General features: G+C 72.8%; 16 protein-coding genes and 1 pseudogene. 9 read left to right on the top strand and 8 right to left on the bottom strand.

Annotated features, from left to right (window positions below; genetic code table 11):
* The 5 genes from BKD26_RS10760 (at nt 1) to BKD26_RS10740 (ending at nt 6389) form a co-directional block, all read left to right on the top strand.
* Nucleotides 1–1581: an amidohydrolase gene (locus BKD26_RS10760; protein ID WP_084897610.1), complete on the top strand. Its 1581-nt coding sequence runs from the start codon at nt 1–3 to the stop codon at nt 1579–1581.
* 179 nt (nt 1582–1760) lie between these two features.
* Complete coding sequence (locus tag BKD26_RS10755; RefSeq protein WP_084897609.1) at nt 1761–2228, top strand: DUF3574 domain-containing protein; 468 nt, start codon at nt 1761–1763, stop codon at nt 2226–2228.
* A 108-nt stretch (nt 2229–2336) separates the two neighbouring features.
* Nucleotides 2337–3731: an aldehyde dehydrogenase family protein gene (locus BKD26_RS10750; protein ID WP_084897608.1), complete on the top strand. Its 1395-nt coding sequence runs from the start codon at nt 2337–2339 to the stop codon at nt 3729–3731.
* A gap of 28 nt (nt 3732–3759) precedes the next feature.
* Nucleotides 3760–4839 carry a zinc-binding dehydrogenase gene (locus tag BKD26_RS10745; protein ID WP_084897607.1) on the top strand — a complete coding sequence of 360 codons (1080 nt, stop codon included), beginning with the start codon at nt 3760–3762 and terminating at the stop codon, nt 4837–4839.
* A 221-nt stretch (nt 4840–5060) separates the two neighbouring features.
* The gene (locus BKD26_RS10740; protein WP_084897606.1) at nt 5061–6389 is read left to right on the top strand and encodes an MFS transporter; all 1329 of its coding nucleotides are present in this window, start codon (nt 5061–5063) and stop codon (nt 6387–6389) included.
* Between the two features lie 143 nt (nt 6390–6532).
* Here the strand turns inward: BKD26_RS10740 and BKD26_RS10735 are convergent, their stop codons facing one another.
* Both BKD26_RS10735 and BKD26_RS10730 read right to left on the bottom strand, forming a co-directional pair.
* A complete protein-coding gene (locus BKD26_RS10735; RefSeq protein WP_084897605.1) occupies nt 6533–6967 on the bottom strand; it encodes a HEAT repeat domain-containing protein in 435 nt (144 codons plus the stop codon).
* Nucleotides 6964–7617 carry a TetR/AcrR family transcriptional regulator gene (locus tag BKD26_RS10730; RefSeq protein WP_084897604.1) on the bottom strand — a complete coding sequence of 218 codons (654 nt, stop codon included), beginning with the start codon at nt 7615–7617 and terminating at the stop codon, nt 6964–6966. Before BKD26_RS10730 ends, BKD26_RS10735 begins: the two co-directional genes overlap by 4 nt.
* A gap of 53 nt (nt 7618–7670) precedes the next feature.
* On the opposite strand from BKD26_RS10730, the gene BKD26_RS10725 reads away from it, so the two are divergent.
* From BKD26_RS10725 to BKD26_RS10715, 3 genes are all read left to right on the top strand, one after another.
* On the top strand, nt 7671–8822 hold the full coding sequence (locus tag BKD26_RS10725) for an acyl-CoA dehydrogenase family protein (protein WP_084897603.1): 1152 nt from the start codon (nt 7671–7673) through the stop codon (nt 8820–8822).
* Nucleotides 8823–8896: 74 nt separating this feature from the next.
* Nucleotides 8897–9184, top strand: coding sequence for a YiaA/YiaB family inner membrane protein (locus tag BKD26_RS10720; protein WP_031075520.1), 288 nt, complete (start codon nt 8897–8899; stop codon nt 9182–9184).
* A gap of 57 nt (nt 9185–9241) precedes the next feature.
* The gene (locus BKD26_RS10715; RefSeq protein WP_084897602.1) at nt 9242–9883 is read left to right on the top strand and encodes a TetR/AcrR family transcriptional regulator; all 642 of its coding nucleotides are present in this window, start codon (nt 9242–9244) and stop codon (nt 9881–9883) included.
* On the opposite strand, the gene BKD26_RS10710 is transcribed toward BKD26_RS10715, so the two are convergent.
* The gene (locus tag BKD26_RS10710) at nt 9874–10335 is read right to left on the bottom strand and encodes a MaoC family dehydratase (RefSeq protein WP_084897601.1); all 462 of its coding nucleotides are present in this window, start codon (nt 10333–10335) and stop codon (nt 9874–9876) included. The two genes, BKD26_RS10715 and BKD26_RS10710, sit on opposite strands and share 10 nt — an antisense overlap.
* Nucleotides 10336–10457: 122 nt before the next feature.
* Between BKD26_RS10710 and soxR the strand changes: the two genes are divergently transcribed.
* The gene (gene soxR, locus BKD26_RS10705; protein ID WP_084897600.1) at nt 10458–10946 is read left to right on the top strand and encodes a redox-sensitive transcriptional activator SoxR; all 489 of its coding nucleotides are present in this window, start codon (nt 10458–10460) and stop codon (nt 10944–10946) included.
* A 22-nt stretch (nt 10947–10968) separates the two neighbouring features.
* Here the strand turns inward: soxR and BKD26_RS10700 are convergent, their stop codons facing one another.
* The 5 genes and pseudogenes from BKD26_RS10700 to BKD26_RS10680 all read right to left on the bottom strand — a co-directional run bounded on the left by BKD26_RS10700 (nt 10969) and on the right by BKD26_RS10680 (nt 14440).
* The gene (locus BKD26_RS10700) at nt 10969–11421 is read right to left on the bottom strand and encodes a DUF2267 domain-containing protein (RefSeq protein ID WP_084897599.1); all 453 of its coding nucleotides are present in this window, start codon (nt 11419–11421) and stop codon (nt 10969–10971) included.
* Between the two features lie 82 nt (nt 11422–11503).
* Complete coding sequence (locus BKD26_RS10695; protein WP_084897598.1) at nt 11504–11929, bottom strand: Hsp20/alpha crystallin family protein; 426 nt, start codon at nt 11927–11929, stop codon at nt 11504–11506.
* Nucleotides 11930–12025: 96 nt separating this feature from the next.
* Nucleotides 12026–13093 (bottom strand): RNA ligase (ATP), encoded by a 1068-nt coding sequence (locus BKD26_RS10690; RefSeq protein WP_084897720.1) that lies wholly within the window; start codon nt 13091–13093, stop codon nt 12026–12028.
* 108 nt (nt 13094–13201) lie between these two features.
* A pseudogene (locus BKD26_RS10685) lies at nt 13202–13728 on the bottom strand (3-keto-5-aminohexanoate cleavage protein); the annotation flags it as partial.
* A 100-nt stretch (nt 13729–13828) separates the two neighbouring features.
* The gene (locus BKD26_RS10680) at nt 13829–14440 is read right to left on the bottom strand and encodes a hypothetical protein (protein ID WP_084897597.1); all 612 of its coding nucleotides are present in this window, start codon (nt 14438–14440) and stop codon (nt 13829–13831) included.
* Nucleotides 14441–14496: the final 56 nt, after the last annotated feature.

The raw sequence follows: 14496 nt of genomic DNA, 5'->3' as shown, positions 1-14496 counted from the left end.
GTGCCCGCAGCCGACCTCGTCCTCACCGGCGCCAAGGTCCGCACCCTCGACGCCGCCCGTCCGCACGCCACCGCCGTCGCCGTACGCGACGGGCTGATCGCCGCCGTCGGCGACGCCTCCGACGCACGCGACTGGACGGGTCCGGGCACCGAGACCGTCGACCTCGCCGGGGCCACCCTTACCCCGGGCCTCACCGACTCCCACAGCCACCCCGTCTGGGGCCTGGACATGGCCACCGGGCTCGACCTGTCCACGGTCACCGATGTCGACGGGCTGCGGGCGGCCCTCCGCACCGCCGGCCGCACCGGCGGCTGGGTCGTCGCGTACGGCCTGGACCACAACGCCTTCGGCGGCCGGCCCGTCGACCGCGCCCTCATCGAGGACGTCCTGCCGGGGGTCCCCGTCTTCATCCGGCTGTACGACGGTCACTCCGCCCTCGCCAGCGCGGCCGCCCTGGCGGCCGCCGCGATCGACGGGCCCCGCATCTTCGCCCAGCGTTCCGAGGTCGTGTGCGACGCCACCGGCCGGCCCACCGGCCACCTGATCGAGCACGCGGCGATGGCCCTGGTCACGGCCGTGATGCCCAAGCCGTCACACGGCGAGCGGCGCGTCCGGCTGGTGGAGCTGCTGGCCGCCATGGCCGCCACCGGGCTGACCGGCGCGCACGTCATGGACTTGGGTGACGGCGACGTACCGGATCTGCTGGCGGCGGTCGAGGAGGCCGAGGACCTGCCGCTGCGGCTGCGGCTGGCCCCCTGGTGCATGCCGGGGGCGGACGGGGGAGCGCTGGACGAACTGATCGCCCTCCAGCGGCTGCGTGGCCGGAACTGGCTGGTCGGCGGGGTGAAGTTCTTCATGGACGGCACCGTCGAGGGCGGCACGGCATGGCTGGAGCACGCCGACTGCCACGGCCAGGGCACGGAGGCGTTCTGGCCGGACCCGGCCGCGTACAGCGCCGCCGTACGGCACCTCCACGCCGCCGGTGTACGCACGGCCACGCACGCCATCGGGGACGCCGCCGTACGGCACGTCCTGGACACCGTCGCGTCCCTGGGGGACAGCGGCTGGCTCGCGCACCGGATCGAGCATATCGAGACGCTCCCCGCCGACCAGCTCGCCCGGTTCGCCGACCTGGGCGTCATCGCCTCCATGCAGCCGCCGCACACCGCGTACACCCGCGCCGACCGCACCGACGAGTGGTCCAAGCGGCTCGGCGGCGAACGGGCGTCGCGCGCGTGGCGCTGCCGTGACCTGCGGGACGCGGGGGCGTACCTGGCGCTCGGCTCCGACTGGCCGATCGCCCACTACGACGCCCGGCAGGTCCTCGCCACGGCGCGTGCCCCGCGCGGTGCGGCGTCGGCGGGGCGTGGGCTCACCGGGCTGATGGCCCTGGAGGGCTGCACGACGCACGCGGCGGTCGCGGCGGGCGAGCAGACGGTGGCGGGGCGCATCGCGCCGGGGCTGCGCGCCGACCTCACGGCGTTCGCGGTCGACCCGGTCGACGCGCCGGCCGACGAGGTCGCGGACGCGCCGATCCGGCTGACCGTCTCGTCGGGCCGGGTGACGCACCGGGCGTCCTGATGCGCCGGGCGTCGTGACGCGCCGGGCGTCGTGACGGACCGGTGTCGTGACGCACCGGGCGTCCTGACGGCAACCGCCGCCCGGATCCGGCCGAATCCGGTGTTTCGGCCGGACCGGGCGGCGGCGGACTGTCAGAGTGGCCGTCGCTCACGCACCCGCGCGGAAAGGGCCCACACGCCATGCCGATCCTGTCCACCACCCGCTCCCGCCTGGCCGTCACCACGGCGACCGTCCTGCTCGCGGCCGGTGCCCCCGCCGCGTACGCGACCTTCGGCGACCGGGCCGGTGACACCGCCGGAACCGCCACCTCCCGGGGAACGGCCTACCTGGAGACGCGGCTGTTCTTCGGGACCGAGCGGCCCGACGGCGGCCCGGACGTCACGGACCAGCAGTTCACGGCGTTCATCGACCGGGAGGTCACGCCGGCCTTCCCGGAGGGGCTGACCGTGCAGGAGGGCCGTGGGCAGTGGCGGGACGCGAGCGGGAGGATCGAGCGGGAGCGTTCGTACGAGCTGATCCTGCTGTACCCGGCGGCGGAGGCGAAGGCCCGCGATCCGAGGATCGAGCGGATCCGTGACGCCTATGAGCGCACCTTCGGCCAGGAGTCCGTGGCCCGCCTCGACGAACGGACCACGGCGGACTTCTGATGTGATGTGGTCGGCCCCGCAGCCCCTGGCGCCAGAAAACTACCACCGCTAGTTTGGGTTGTGGACGACCGAGGAGTCACGTCCGAAACGCCGGCGAAGGAGAAGCGGATGAAGGCCCACGACGGGATGTACATCGGCGGCGCGTGGCGGCCCGCCGCCGGCACCGACACCATCGCGGTGGTGAACCCGGCCGACGAGCAGGTCATCGCCCATGTCCCGGCCGGTACGGCCGAGGACGTGGACGCCGCGGTCCGGGCCGCCCGCGCGGCCTTCCCGGCGTGGGCGGCCACCCCGCCCGCCGAGCGGGCCACGCGGCTCGCCGCCCTGCGGGACGTGCTCGCCGCGCGCCTGGAGGAGATCGCGGAGACGGTGACGGCGGAGCTGGGCGCCCCGGCGCAGTTCGCCCAGCAGGTGCACGCCGGACTGCCGGTGCTGATCACCGGCACGTACGCGGAGCTGGTGGCCTCCTACCCGTTCGAGGAGAAGGTGGGCAACTCCACGGTCCTGCACGAACCGGTCGGGGTCGTGGGCGCGATCACGCCCTGGAACTACCCGCTGCACCAGGTCGTTGCCAAGGTGGCTCCCGCCTTGGCCGCCGGATGCACCGTCGTCCTCAAGCCCGCCGAGGACACCCCGCTGACCGCGCAGCTCTTCGCCGAGGCCGTGGACGAGGCGGGACTGCCCGCCGGAGTCTTCAACCTCGTCACCGGCCTCGGGCCGGTCGCGGGCCAGGCGCTGGCCGAGCACGAGGACGTGGACCTGGTCTCCTTCACCGGCTCCACCGCTGTCGGCAAGCGGATCGGCGCGCTCGCGGGCGGGGCCGTCAAGCGGGTCGCCCTGGAGCTCGGCGGCAAGTCCGCCAACGTCGTCCTGCCCTCCGCCGACCTGGCCAAGGCGGTCCAGACCGGCCTTGCCAACGCCCTGTCCAACTCCGGCCAGCGGTGCAGCGCCCTGACCCGGGTGCTGGTGCACAAGGACCAGTACGACGAGGCCGTGGCGATCGCCGCCCAGGCCGTCGCCAAGTACACCCCGGGCGACCGGATCGGACCCATGGTCAACGCCAAGCAGCAGCAGCGCGTGCGCGGTTACATCGAGAAGGGCGTGGAGGAGGGCGCCCGGCTCGTCGTGGGCGGCACCGACGCGCCTCTCGACCGCGGCTACTACGTCAGCCCGACGATCTTCGCGGACGTCACCCCCGAGATGACCATCGCCCAGGAGGAAATCTTCGGCCCGGTCGTCTCGTTCCTGAAGTACGAGGACGAGGACGACGCCCTGCGCATCGCCAACGGCACGGTGTACGGCCTCGCCGGCGCCGTGTGGGCCGGCGACGAGGCGGAAGCCGTCGCCTTCGCGCGCCGCATGGAGGCGGGCCAGGTCGACATCAACGGCGGCCGGTTCAACCCGCTCGCCCCCTTCGGCGGCTACAAGGAGTCGGGCGTCGGGCGCGAGCTGGGCGCGCACGGCCTCGCCGAGTACCTCCAGACCAAGTCCCTCCAGTTCTGACCAGTTCTCATACCGGGAGAAAACGATCGTGGTCCGCGCCGCCGTCCTGCCCGCCATAGGTGCTCCTCTGGAGATCACCGGCATCGAACTCCCGGAGCCCGGCCCCGGCCAGGTGAGGGTCCGCCTCGCCGCCGCCGGTGTCTGCCACTCCGACCTGTCCCTGTCCAACGGCACCATGCGGGTGCCCGTCCCCGCCGTCCTGGGCCACGAGGGCGCCGGGACCGTGCTCGCCGTCGGCGAGGGCGTCACCCATGTCGCCCCCGGCGACGGCGTCGTCCTCAACTGGGCGCCGTCCTGCGGCTCCTGCCACCCCTGCACGCTCGGCGAGGTGTGGCTGTGCGCCGACGCCCTCACCGGCGCGGGCAGCGTCTACGCCGTCACCGAGGACGGCACGGAGCTCCACCCGGGCCTGAACGTCGCCGCGTTCGCCGAGGAGACCGTCGTCGCCGCCAACTGCGTGCTGCCCGTCCCCGACGGCGTCCCGCTCACCGACGCCGCCCTGCTGGGCTGTGCCGCCCTCACCGGCTACGGGGCGGTCCACCACTCCGCGCGGGTGCGCGAGGGCGAGTCGGTCGTCGTGTTCGGCGTCGGAGGGGTGGGCCTGGCCACCCTCCAGGCCGCCCGGATCGCGGGCGCGGGGGCGATCGTCGCCGTCGACGTGTCGCCCGACAAGGAGGCGCTCGCCCGGCAGGCCGGCGCCACCGAGTACGTCGTGGCCTCCGACACCACCGCCAGGGAGGTACGCAAGCTCACCGGCGGCCAGGGCGCCGACGTGGCCGTCGAGTGCGTCGGCCGCGCCGCCACCATCCGTACCGCCTGGGACTCCACCCGGCGCGGGGGCCGCACCACGGTCGTCGGCATCGGCGGCAAGGACCAGCAGGTGACGTTCAACGCCCTGGAGATCTTCCACTGGGGCCGCACGCTCTCCGGCTGCGTGTACGGCAACTCCAACCCCGCCGAGGACCTGCCCGTCCTCGCCGGGCACATCCGCGCCGGGCGCCTCGACCTGGGCGCGCTGGTCACCGAGCGGATCGCGCTGGAGGGCATCCCGGCGGCGTTCGACAACATGATCGCGGGCAAGGGCGGACGCGCCCTGGTCGTCTTCTAGCCCTTCGCACCCGCCCCGCGCACACCCCGGCCGCCACACGCGGCCGGGGTGTTCGTGCTGCCGGGGCCGTACGGGATGCCGTCCGGGGACGGTGGCCGGGACCGAAGCGGAACCGTTGCCTTCCCACCCGTTGACCGCCGTACCGGCTGGTCGGTACGGTCCCCGCAATTCACGGCGCCGCCCCCCTTTCGTCCCCCGCACCCAATCGGAGTGTGCACCGCATGGACACGGCACCCCCTCCCCCTTCCACCGCTTCCGCTCCCAGCACCCGGAACCGGCGCAGGGTGGCCACCGCGGCCGCGCTCGCCTCGGCCGTCGAGTGGTACGACTACTTCGTCTTCGGTATCGCCGCGGCTCTCGTCCTCGGCGACCTCTACTTCCCGGCGGGCAGCTCGTCCGCCGGTGTCCTCGCCGCCTTCGCCACCTTCGCCGTCGGGTTCCTCGCCCGGCCCGTCGGCGGGGTCATCGCCGGCCATTTCGGGGACAAGCGGGGCCGCAAGCCCATGCTGGTCCTCGCGCTCACCCTGATGGGCCTCGCCACCGCCGGCATCGGCCTGCTCCCCACGTACGAGACGATCGGCATCGCCGCTCCGCTGCTGCTCGTCCTCTTCCGCGTCCTCCAGGGCATCGCCGTCGGCGCCCAGTGGGGCGGCGCGATGCTCATGGCCACCGAGTACGCCCCCGAGGGCAAGCGTGGCCTGTACGGCAGCCTGGTCCAGCTCGGTGTCCCGATCGGCGTGGTGACCGCCAACACCGTGTTCCTGGTCGCCGGGGCGTTCACCAGCGACGCGGCGTTCGCCGCCTGGGGCTGGCGGGTGCCGTTCCTCGTCGGCTTCCTCGTCCTCGGCCTCGCCTGGTACATCCACGCGCGCGTGGAGGAGACCCCGGCGTTCAAGGAGGCCGAGCGGGCCCTGGCCGAGCAGGAGAAGACCGTGAAGCGCTCGCCGCTGCGGACCATCCTGCGCAGCCACCTGGGCACGGTCTTCCTGGCCGGCGGATCCTTCGCCGTCAACACCGCGACGTTCTACATCATCATCACGGGCGTGCTGGACTACTCGACGCGCGGGCTGGGCATGGAGCGCGGCGCGGTCCTCACCGTGTCCCTCGGCGTGAGCCTCACCCAGCTGGTGCTGATACCCGCCGCCGCGGCCCTCTCCGACCGGATCGGACGGCTGCGCATCTACACGCTGGGCGCGGTCGGACTGCTGGTGTGGGCGGTGCCGCTGTTCCTGCTCATCGACACCAGGTCGCTGCTGTGGCTGGCCGTCGGCACGTTCGTCACCAGCTGCTTCCTCAGCATCATGTACGGGCCGCAAGCGGCGCTGTTCGCCGAGCTGTTCACGGCGGAGATGCGCTACACCGGGGCCTCACTCGGCTACCAGATCGCGGCCGTGTTCGGCGGCGGCCTGGCGCCGTTCGTGATGGTGCTGCTGCTGGAGGCCACCGGCACCTCGATGGCCGTCTCCGGCTACATCATGGGCCTCGCCGTGATCGCCCTGATCTCCATCAAGATCCTGGCCTCCCGGGCGGCACGGGCCGCCTCCCACTGACGGGTACACCGCTCCCGGCCGCCGTCCGCCGCGGCGGCCGGGAGCGCGGGACGGCCACCCCGGCGAGGCGCAGGGCGCCACCGGCCCGGCGCCAGCGGCCGCGGCAGCTCGTCGAGGACCAGTCACGACACAGGATGGCGCGGCTACGGTTCGGTGGCGGCCGAACCGTGATCCCGCCGCCACCGCCACAGTTCGGACCACCGGTGGTCGTGCTCGGCCCCCGGCTCCAAGGGCCCGACACGTTCGATCGCGTCCGCCGTGCGCGGGTCGTCCCGCATGGCCAGTCCCCAGGCGGCCGCAAGGCGCGCCATCTGGTTCTCCTCGTCGAGCAGTGCGACGAGGGCCTCCGCCACGCGGGGCGTACGGTCACCGACCCGCGACAGCCCCTCCGCGGCGTTCCCTTGCACATCGGGCATCCGGGTCACGGGCCAGGACGAGGAGGACGTCCACGACCTCCGGCGCGGCGTCACGGCCGTGTGCCAGCATGCCGCTCGCCGAGCGGTGCCGGCCTTCAGCAGGGCCCGTACGGCGTCCGCGTCCCCGGCCTGTACCGAGGCCGGCAGGTCCGCCTCGCTCATCGGCGAACCACCCCCTGGTACTGCGCCGTCAGCCCGTCCAGCAGTGCCCGCAGGCCCGTCTCGAAGGCGCCCTCGTCGACCTTCTCCTGGCGCTCGGCGAGCAGGTGCGCCTGGCCCAGGTGGGGGTAGTCGGCGGGGTCGTACGCCGTCTCGTCGTCGACGAAGCCGCGCGCGAAGGAGCCGAGTGCCGAGCCGGTGATGAAGTAACGCATCAGCGCGCCGATGTGGGTGGCCTGCGCCGGGGGCCAGCCCGCGCGGACCATCGCGCCGAAGACGGCGTCGGCGACGCGCAGGCCGGCCGGGCGGCGGCCGGGGCCGCGGGCGAGGACCGGGACGATGTTGGGGTGGTCGGTGAGGGCGGCGCGGTAGGAGACGGCCCAGTCGTGCAGCGCCGTGCGCCAGTCGCGGCCGTCGTCCTCGTCGAACATCGACAGGTCGACCTTGGCGCTCACCGAGTCCGCCACCGCCTCCAGGATCTCGTCCTTCGTGCGGAAGTGGTTGTAGAGCGAGGGCCCGCTGACGCCCAGTTCCGCGGCGAGGCGCCGGGTCGAGACGGCCTCCAGCCCCTCCGCGTCCACCAGGGCACCGGCCGTGGCGACGATGCGGTCTCGGCTGAGGAGGGGCTTGCGCGGTCGGGCCATGCGGCACATAGTAGGCCTGACCAAAGAAACTAGCAGTGATAGTTAAAGTGGGGTGTCCGCGCATGAACCTGGAACCGAGCGAGGAGCAGGCGGCCGTCCGGCAGCTCGCCGAGGACTTCGTCCAGCGCGAGATCGCCCCGCACGTCGTCGAGTGGGACCGCGCCGAGAACGTCGACAAGTCGATCGTCAAGAAGCTCGGCGCGCTCGGTTTCCTCGGCCTCACCATCCCCGAGGAGTACGGCGGCTCCGGCGGCGACCACCTCGCGTACTGCCTGGTCACCGAGGAACTGGGGCGCGGCGACTCGTCCGTGCGCGGCATCGTGTCCGTCTCGCTCGGGCTGGTCGCCAAGACCATCGCCGCCTGGGGCGACGAGGAGCAGAAGCGGCACTGGCTGCCCCGCCTCACCGCCGGTGACGCGCTCGGCTGTTTCGGCCTCACCGAGCCCGGCACCGGCTCCGACGCCGGGAACCTCACCACCCGGGCGGTGCGCGACGGCGGCGACTACGTCATCAACGGCACCAAGATGTTCATCACCAACGGCACCTGGGCCGATGTGGTGCTCCTCTTCGCCCGCACCAATGACACCCCCGGCCACCGGGGCGTCTCCGCCTTCCTCGTCCCCACCGACACGCCCGGCCTCACCCGCCGCACCATCCACGGCAAGCTCGGCCTGCGCGGCCAGGCCACCGCCGAACTCGTCCTGGACGACGTCCGGGTGCCTGCCTCCGCGCACATGGGCCCGGAGGGCAAGGGCTTCTCCATCGCCATGTCCGCGCTCGCCAAGGGCCGCATGTCCGTCGCCGCCGGCTGCGTCGGCATCGCGCAGGCCGCACTCGACGCGGCCGTGCGGTACGCGGGTGAGCGCGAGCAGTTCGGCAAGCCCATCGCCTCGTACCAGCTCGTGCAGGAGCTGATCAGCGACATCTCCGTCGACGTCGACGCGGCAAGGCTGCTGACCTGGCGGGTCGCCGATCTCGTCGACCGGGGCCAGGAATTCGCCACGGCCGCCTCCAAGGCCAAGCTGTTCGCCTCCGAGGCCGCCGTACGCTCCGCCAACAACGCCCTCCAGGTCTTCGGTGGTTACGGCTACATCGACGAGTACCCGGTCGGCAAACTGCTGCGCGACGCGCGCGTGATGACTCTCTACGAAGGCACCAGCCAGATACAGAAGCTCATCATCGGCCGCGCGCTGACGGGCGTCTCCGCATTCTGACGGCGGCCGTCCTGAGTACGGCATGAGTACGGGGACGGATGCGGGCCGCGCCGCGGCCGCGCATCCTTTCCCGCATGAGTGACACACCGGTCAAGCAGCAGAACACGGCCGCCTACTACGGCCAGGCCGTAGCCTCCTTCGCGATCGCCCTGGGCGCGGTCGCCCTCGGCATCTTCAACCTGGAGACCGACGCCTGGGTGCGCGCCTTCCTCGGCATCGCCGTCCTCTACCTCACCACCTCCGCCTTCACCCTCGCCAAGGTCGTCCGCGACCGGCAGGAGGCCGGGCAGATCGTCAGCCGCGTCGACCAGGCCCGGCTCGAGAAGCTGCTCGCCGAGCACGACCCGTTCCAGAAGCTCTAAGCGCTTGCTCACTGTCGGGGTATGGTGTTCGTCCTTGGACACCGGAAGGGGCGAACGATGAGCACGGCGGAGGAAACGGCCGGCGGCGAGGACACGCCATGGGACGAGGTGACCCCTGACGCGGCCAGGCGGCTGCTCGTCGCCGCGGTCGAGGCCTTTGCCGAGCGCGGCTACCACGCCACCACCACCCGTGACATCGCGGGCCGGGCCGGGATGAGCCCGGCCGCCCTCTACATCCACTACAAGACCAAGGAAGAGCTCCTCCACCGGATCAGCCGGATCGGCCATGTGAAGGCGCTGGAGATCCTCCAGGCGGCCGCCGACGGCCCCGGAACCGCCACGGAGCGGCTCGCCGACGCCGTACGCTCCTTCGTCCGCTGGCACGCCGGCCGGCGCACCACCGCGCGCGTGGTCCAGTACGAACTCGAGTCGCTCAGCGACGAGCACCGCGCCGAGATCTTCGAGCTGCGCCGCAAGAGCGACGCGGCGGTGCGCCGCATCATCAACGAGGGCGTGGCGGCGGGGGAGTTCGACGTCCCCGACGTCTCCGGCACCACCCTCGCCGTGCTCTCGCTCTGCATCGACGTGGCCCGCTGGTTCAGCACCGGGGGGCGCCGGACGCCCGACGAGGTCGGCGCGCTCTACGCCGACCTCGTGCTGCGCATGGTGGGCGCCGGGGCCGCCGAGGCTCAGAAGTAGTAGCGGGACAGCGACTCGGCGACGCACACCGGCTTGTCGCCGCCCTCGCGCTCCACCGTCACCACGGCCGTCACCTGCACGCCGCCGCCCGCGTCCGTGACGTCCTTGAGGACGGCGCTCGCGCGCAGCCGCGACCCGACCGGCACCGGGGCGGGGAAGCGGACCTTGTTCGTCCCGTAGTTGACGCCCATCTTCATGCCCTCGACCCGCATGACCTGCGGTACGAGGAGCGGGAGCAGCGACAGGGTGAGGTACCCGTGCGCGATGGTCGTCCCGAACGGCCCGGCGGCGGCCCGCTCCGGGTCCACGTGGATCCACTGGTGGTCGCCGGTGGCCTCGGCGAACAGGTCGATCCGCTTCTGTTCGATCTCCAGCCAGTCGCTGTGCCCCAGCTGCTCGCCGACCGCGGCGCGCAGCTCGTCGGCGGACGTGAAGATCCTCGGCTCTGCCATCTCCCAGCTCCCTGACTCATGTACTCATGTACGCACGGGGTGTCTAAGCGCTTGCTCAGCATGCTGGGGCGGGTGCGCTCCTGTCAACGGACCGCCGGGAGGCGACCAGTAGGGTTCGAGGGGTGCCGCAGATTCCAGAGAAGATCCACGAACTCACCGTCGGCCAGCTCTCCGCACGCAGCGGGGCGGCCGTCTCGGCCCTGCACTTCTACGAGTCCAAGGGCCTGATCACCAGCCGCCGCACCAGCGGGAACCAGCGCCGCTACAGCAGGGACGCGCTGCGCCGCGTCGCCTTCGTGCGCGCCGCCCAGCGCGTGGGCATTCCGCTCGCGACGATCAGGGACGCCCTGGCGGAACTGCCCGAGGGGCGCACCCCCAACCGGGAGGACTGGGCGCGCCTGTCCGAGGCGTGGCGTTCGGAACTCGACGAGCGGATCAAGCAGCTGAGCCGGCTGCGGGACCACCTCACCGACTGCATCGGATGCGGCTGCCTCTCCCTGAAGACGTGCGTCCTGTCCAATCCGGACGACGTCTTCGGTGAGCGGATGGTCGGCTCCCGCCTCCTGCCCGAACGGCCCCGGCCGGCGTCGGAGGAGGCGGCAGCGCAGTAGACCCGGGGGGCAGGCCTCCGGGTCAGGCCTCCGGGGGCAGGCCGGGCTCGGACGTCCCGGGCCGGGAGGGGGTGCTCGGCTCCGTCATGCCGGGGCGGCCGAACAGCAGGTCGTAGCCGGGCGGCAGTTGGAGGAGGATACGGCGCATCAGGTCGTCGTCCGCCGTGTCGGCCACGACGCTGAGGACGGCGCCGATGTCCCACTTGGCCGTCTCCTCCGTGGCGCCGTCGATCCACGCGGCCGTGGCGCGTACGAACCGGTCGGGCCCGAGCGGTTCGGCGGCGGGGAGCGGGTTGAGCAGGACCAGGGCGCACGTCTCGGGCAGGCCGGCGGCCAGCTCGGCCCGCTCGTTGCCGACGAGGTGTGCGCCCAGCAGGGCCAGGACGACGCGGGCGGCCCGGTCGGCCTCACGCCGGGAGGGGTATTCGCCGCGTTCCTGCACCGCGGCCAAGAACGCGTCCCACTGCATGCGCATCTCTCTCCCTCGGCATCGCTCGATGGGCATGGGCGGGGCCGGGAGACCCGTCCCCGCCCATCATGCCGTGCGGCGGGCCGGATCAGCCGCTGATCTGCTTGCGGTCGCTTCCGCCACTGATCTCGATCTTGCGCGGCTTGGCCTGCTCGGCCACCGGGATCCGCAGGGTCAGGACACCGACGTCGTAGGACGCCTCGATGCGATCGGTGTCCAGCGTCTCGCCGAGGAACAGCTGGCGGCTGAACGTGCCGGACGGCCGCTCGGCGATCACCATCTCGGCGTCGCCCTCCGGAGCCGTACGGCGCTCGGCCCTGACGGTGAGCACATTGCGCTCGACATCCAGATCGATGCTGTCGGGGCTGACGCCCGGGAGATCGAGCTGGACGACGAAGGTGTCCCCTTCGCGGTAGGCGTCCATCGGCATGGCCGCCGGGTGGGCGCTGGTGCCCAGCAGGCGCTCGGTGAGCCGGTCGAGCTCACGGAAGGGGTCGGTCCGCATCAGCATCATCGGTTCCTCCTCTGTGTACTCAGGGATGCTGCTGACCGTCTGCCTTTTTCTTATAACTCCGGGAGCCAAAGTTGACAAGAGGGGGCTCAAGAAATTTCACTCGTACTCCGTGCCGCCCTTGCGGGTCAGGTAGGCCGGGCTCACCGCCTTCGCGATCGCCCGCCCGCCCACCACGGGGCTGTACCGCTCGGTCGCGGCACGGATCACCACGCCCTCGCGCAGGTGCAGCTCCCGCCCCGAGACCGTCTCCCGGCCGGTGGCCAGCTCCAGCACCTTCGCTATGTCGTACGGTCCCGCGTACAACCGGGGCACCAGCGGCAGCTCGACCGACGGCAGCTCGGCCGGGTCCAGCCAGCGGACGTGGCCGTCGATCTCGGCCGAGACGTCGAAGACCGCGTAACCCAGCTCCTCGCTGCGGCCGTTGGCGCCGTACCCCAGGTCCTGCACCCCCGCCCCGTACACCTCGCCGAACACGCCGACCCGGCTCGCGCCCAGCTCGGCGGCGAGGCGCGCGGCGACCGCCGGTACGTCGTAGGCGCGGATCGCCCGCCAGTACAGATTGCGCGGGTCCTCCTTCAGGGCCAGGCCCTTGGCGCCGAAGCCCTTGGAGGAGACCAGCACCCGCTCGTCGCCGGCGACGTACGTCATCAGGCAGGCCGTGCCGTGCAGCTTCTCCGTCAGGACCACTGGCTCGCCCGGCTCGAAGACGTCCGGATACCGCTGGATGTTCTCGATGTCGACCCACGGCAGCAGACCGGGCGCCGACTCCACGTCGCCGCTCATCGTCGTCGGCACCGGCGGCACCCATTTGGTGATGCCCAGCACCTCCGCGAAGTCCGCCCCCTCGGCCGCCGCCCGCGCCAGGTCCACCTCCGCCAGCGCACGCGGCCGGCACACCAGTCCCTGTGACAGCTCCCCACGCAGCCGGACCGCCTTGACCCGGTTCGACGCCTTCCCCGCCAGCCGTCCCGTCAGGCCCAGCTCCTCGACGAGCGCGGGCGGCAGCACCGCCTGCTCGGGGATGTACACGGCGGCGTCACCGGTGCGGTAGGCGCCCTTGGCGACGACCGCGCGGTACAGGCCCACTTGGGCCAGCTCCAGGGCGTCGGCGTTCGGATGCTCGTGGACGGTCAGCAGCTCGGCGGTGACACGCAGGGTCGACATGGGTGGTGGTCTCCTCGTGGTGCGGTTCTCATCGCCGCCCACTCTCGCCCGTGCGAATCCGGTGGCCCACCGGTTTCGGCGCCTGATACCGTCACGCTCCTCGAACGCCGCCGCGACCAGTTGCGCGTTCGACTCCGCGGGCCGCCCGTCCGGCAGGAAGAGCGTGTCGTCCAGGCCCACGCGGGTGTCCAGCCGCCAGGCGCGACACGGGCCAGGCGCCGCCGTCCTCGCCGTGCAGCAGTACGGGTATGCCGAGGGCGCCGCCCAACTCCGCCGGCAGGGCGCGAGCCGTGTCCAGCGAGGCGGCGACCTCCTCGGCGCCCGGCTCGTACCAGTCGACCGACGCGTAATCCGGCAGCACCGTCCAGGACCGCACCCGCTCCACCCGCCGTCGCGGATCCGGCTCCGGCCCACGCGCCGGTGGTCACCCCGGCCGGGACGTCCACCGCCTCCCGTATCGCCGTCAGCACCGCGGCCGGCACGCGCGGCGACAGCGTGTCGTCCCCGCCGGGCGTCCTGGGGTGGACGTGCACCTCCGTGGCGCCGGCCGCGACCGCTCCGGCGGCCGCCCCGGCCGGCGCGCCGGGCGACCTGGGCACGGCCGCGGAATCCCCCGTTCCGCGGCGCCCGTTCAGACCTGGATCATGCCCCGATGGTGACACCCGCCACTGACAACGGGCCCGCTCCGGCAACGGGGGCGTACCGGCGCCGACGCCCGCCCCCGCGCTGGTGCGCTCACGCCACCGACACGAGCACCTTGCGCCGCCCCCGCTTGGCCGCCGCCAGCGCCTCGGGCGTCAGGACGGCCTGCGGCACCACCACGCCACAGCCCGTGCACACCGGCCCGAACCACGGCTCGTTCGACAGGTCCGGCCGCCAGACGATCGCGTCCCCCGCGCACACCGGGCAGTGTTCACCCGGCCCCGCCTCCAGGGCGGCGATCAGCCGCCGCAGCGCCTCAGCCAGCGGCAGCCTCGGGTGCACCGACGGGTCGTCGCACCGGGCTATGCCGTTGCCGCCCCAGGTGCGCCGGTGCCAGTCGTCGATCCAGCCGGGCCGTCGCAGCCCGTCGTGCTTCTCGCGCTTCCGGCGCTCCGCGAACTGCTCCTCGTACGCGAGCCAGACCGCCCGCGCCTCTTCCAACTCGTCGAGCGCGGCCACCAGCCGCGCCGGATCGGGCTCCCGGTCCTCGGGCCCGAACCTGTGCCTGCTGCACAGGTGGTCCCAGGTCGCCCGGTGCCCATAAGGGGCGAACCGCTCAAGGCACTTGCGCAGCGAATACCGCCGCAGCGCCAGATCGCACCCCGGATCACGCACCTGTCTCGCAAGACTCCGGAAACCGGCCATCGCACTGCCACCTCCGTCGCTCGTACTTCGGAGTCGATGAATGGACGTACGGGTTC

The sequence above is a fragment of the Streptomyces sp. CB03238 genome (assembly GCF_002099185.1).
Classification (GTDB): Bacteria; Actinomycetota; Actinomycetes; order Streptomycetales; family Streptomycetaceae; genus Streptomyces.
Note: the sequence above shows the minus strand (reverse complement) of the source record. Positions and strands in the feature narration are given on the sequence as shown.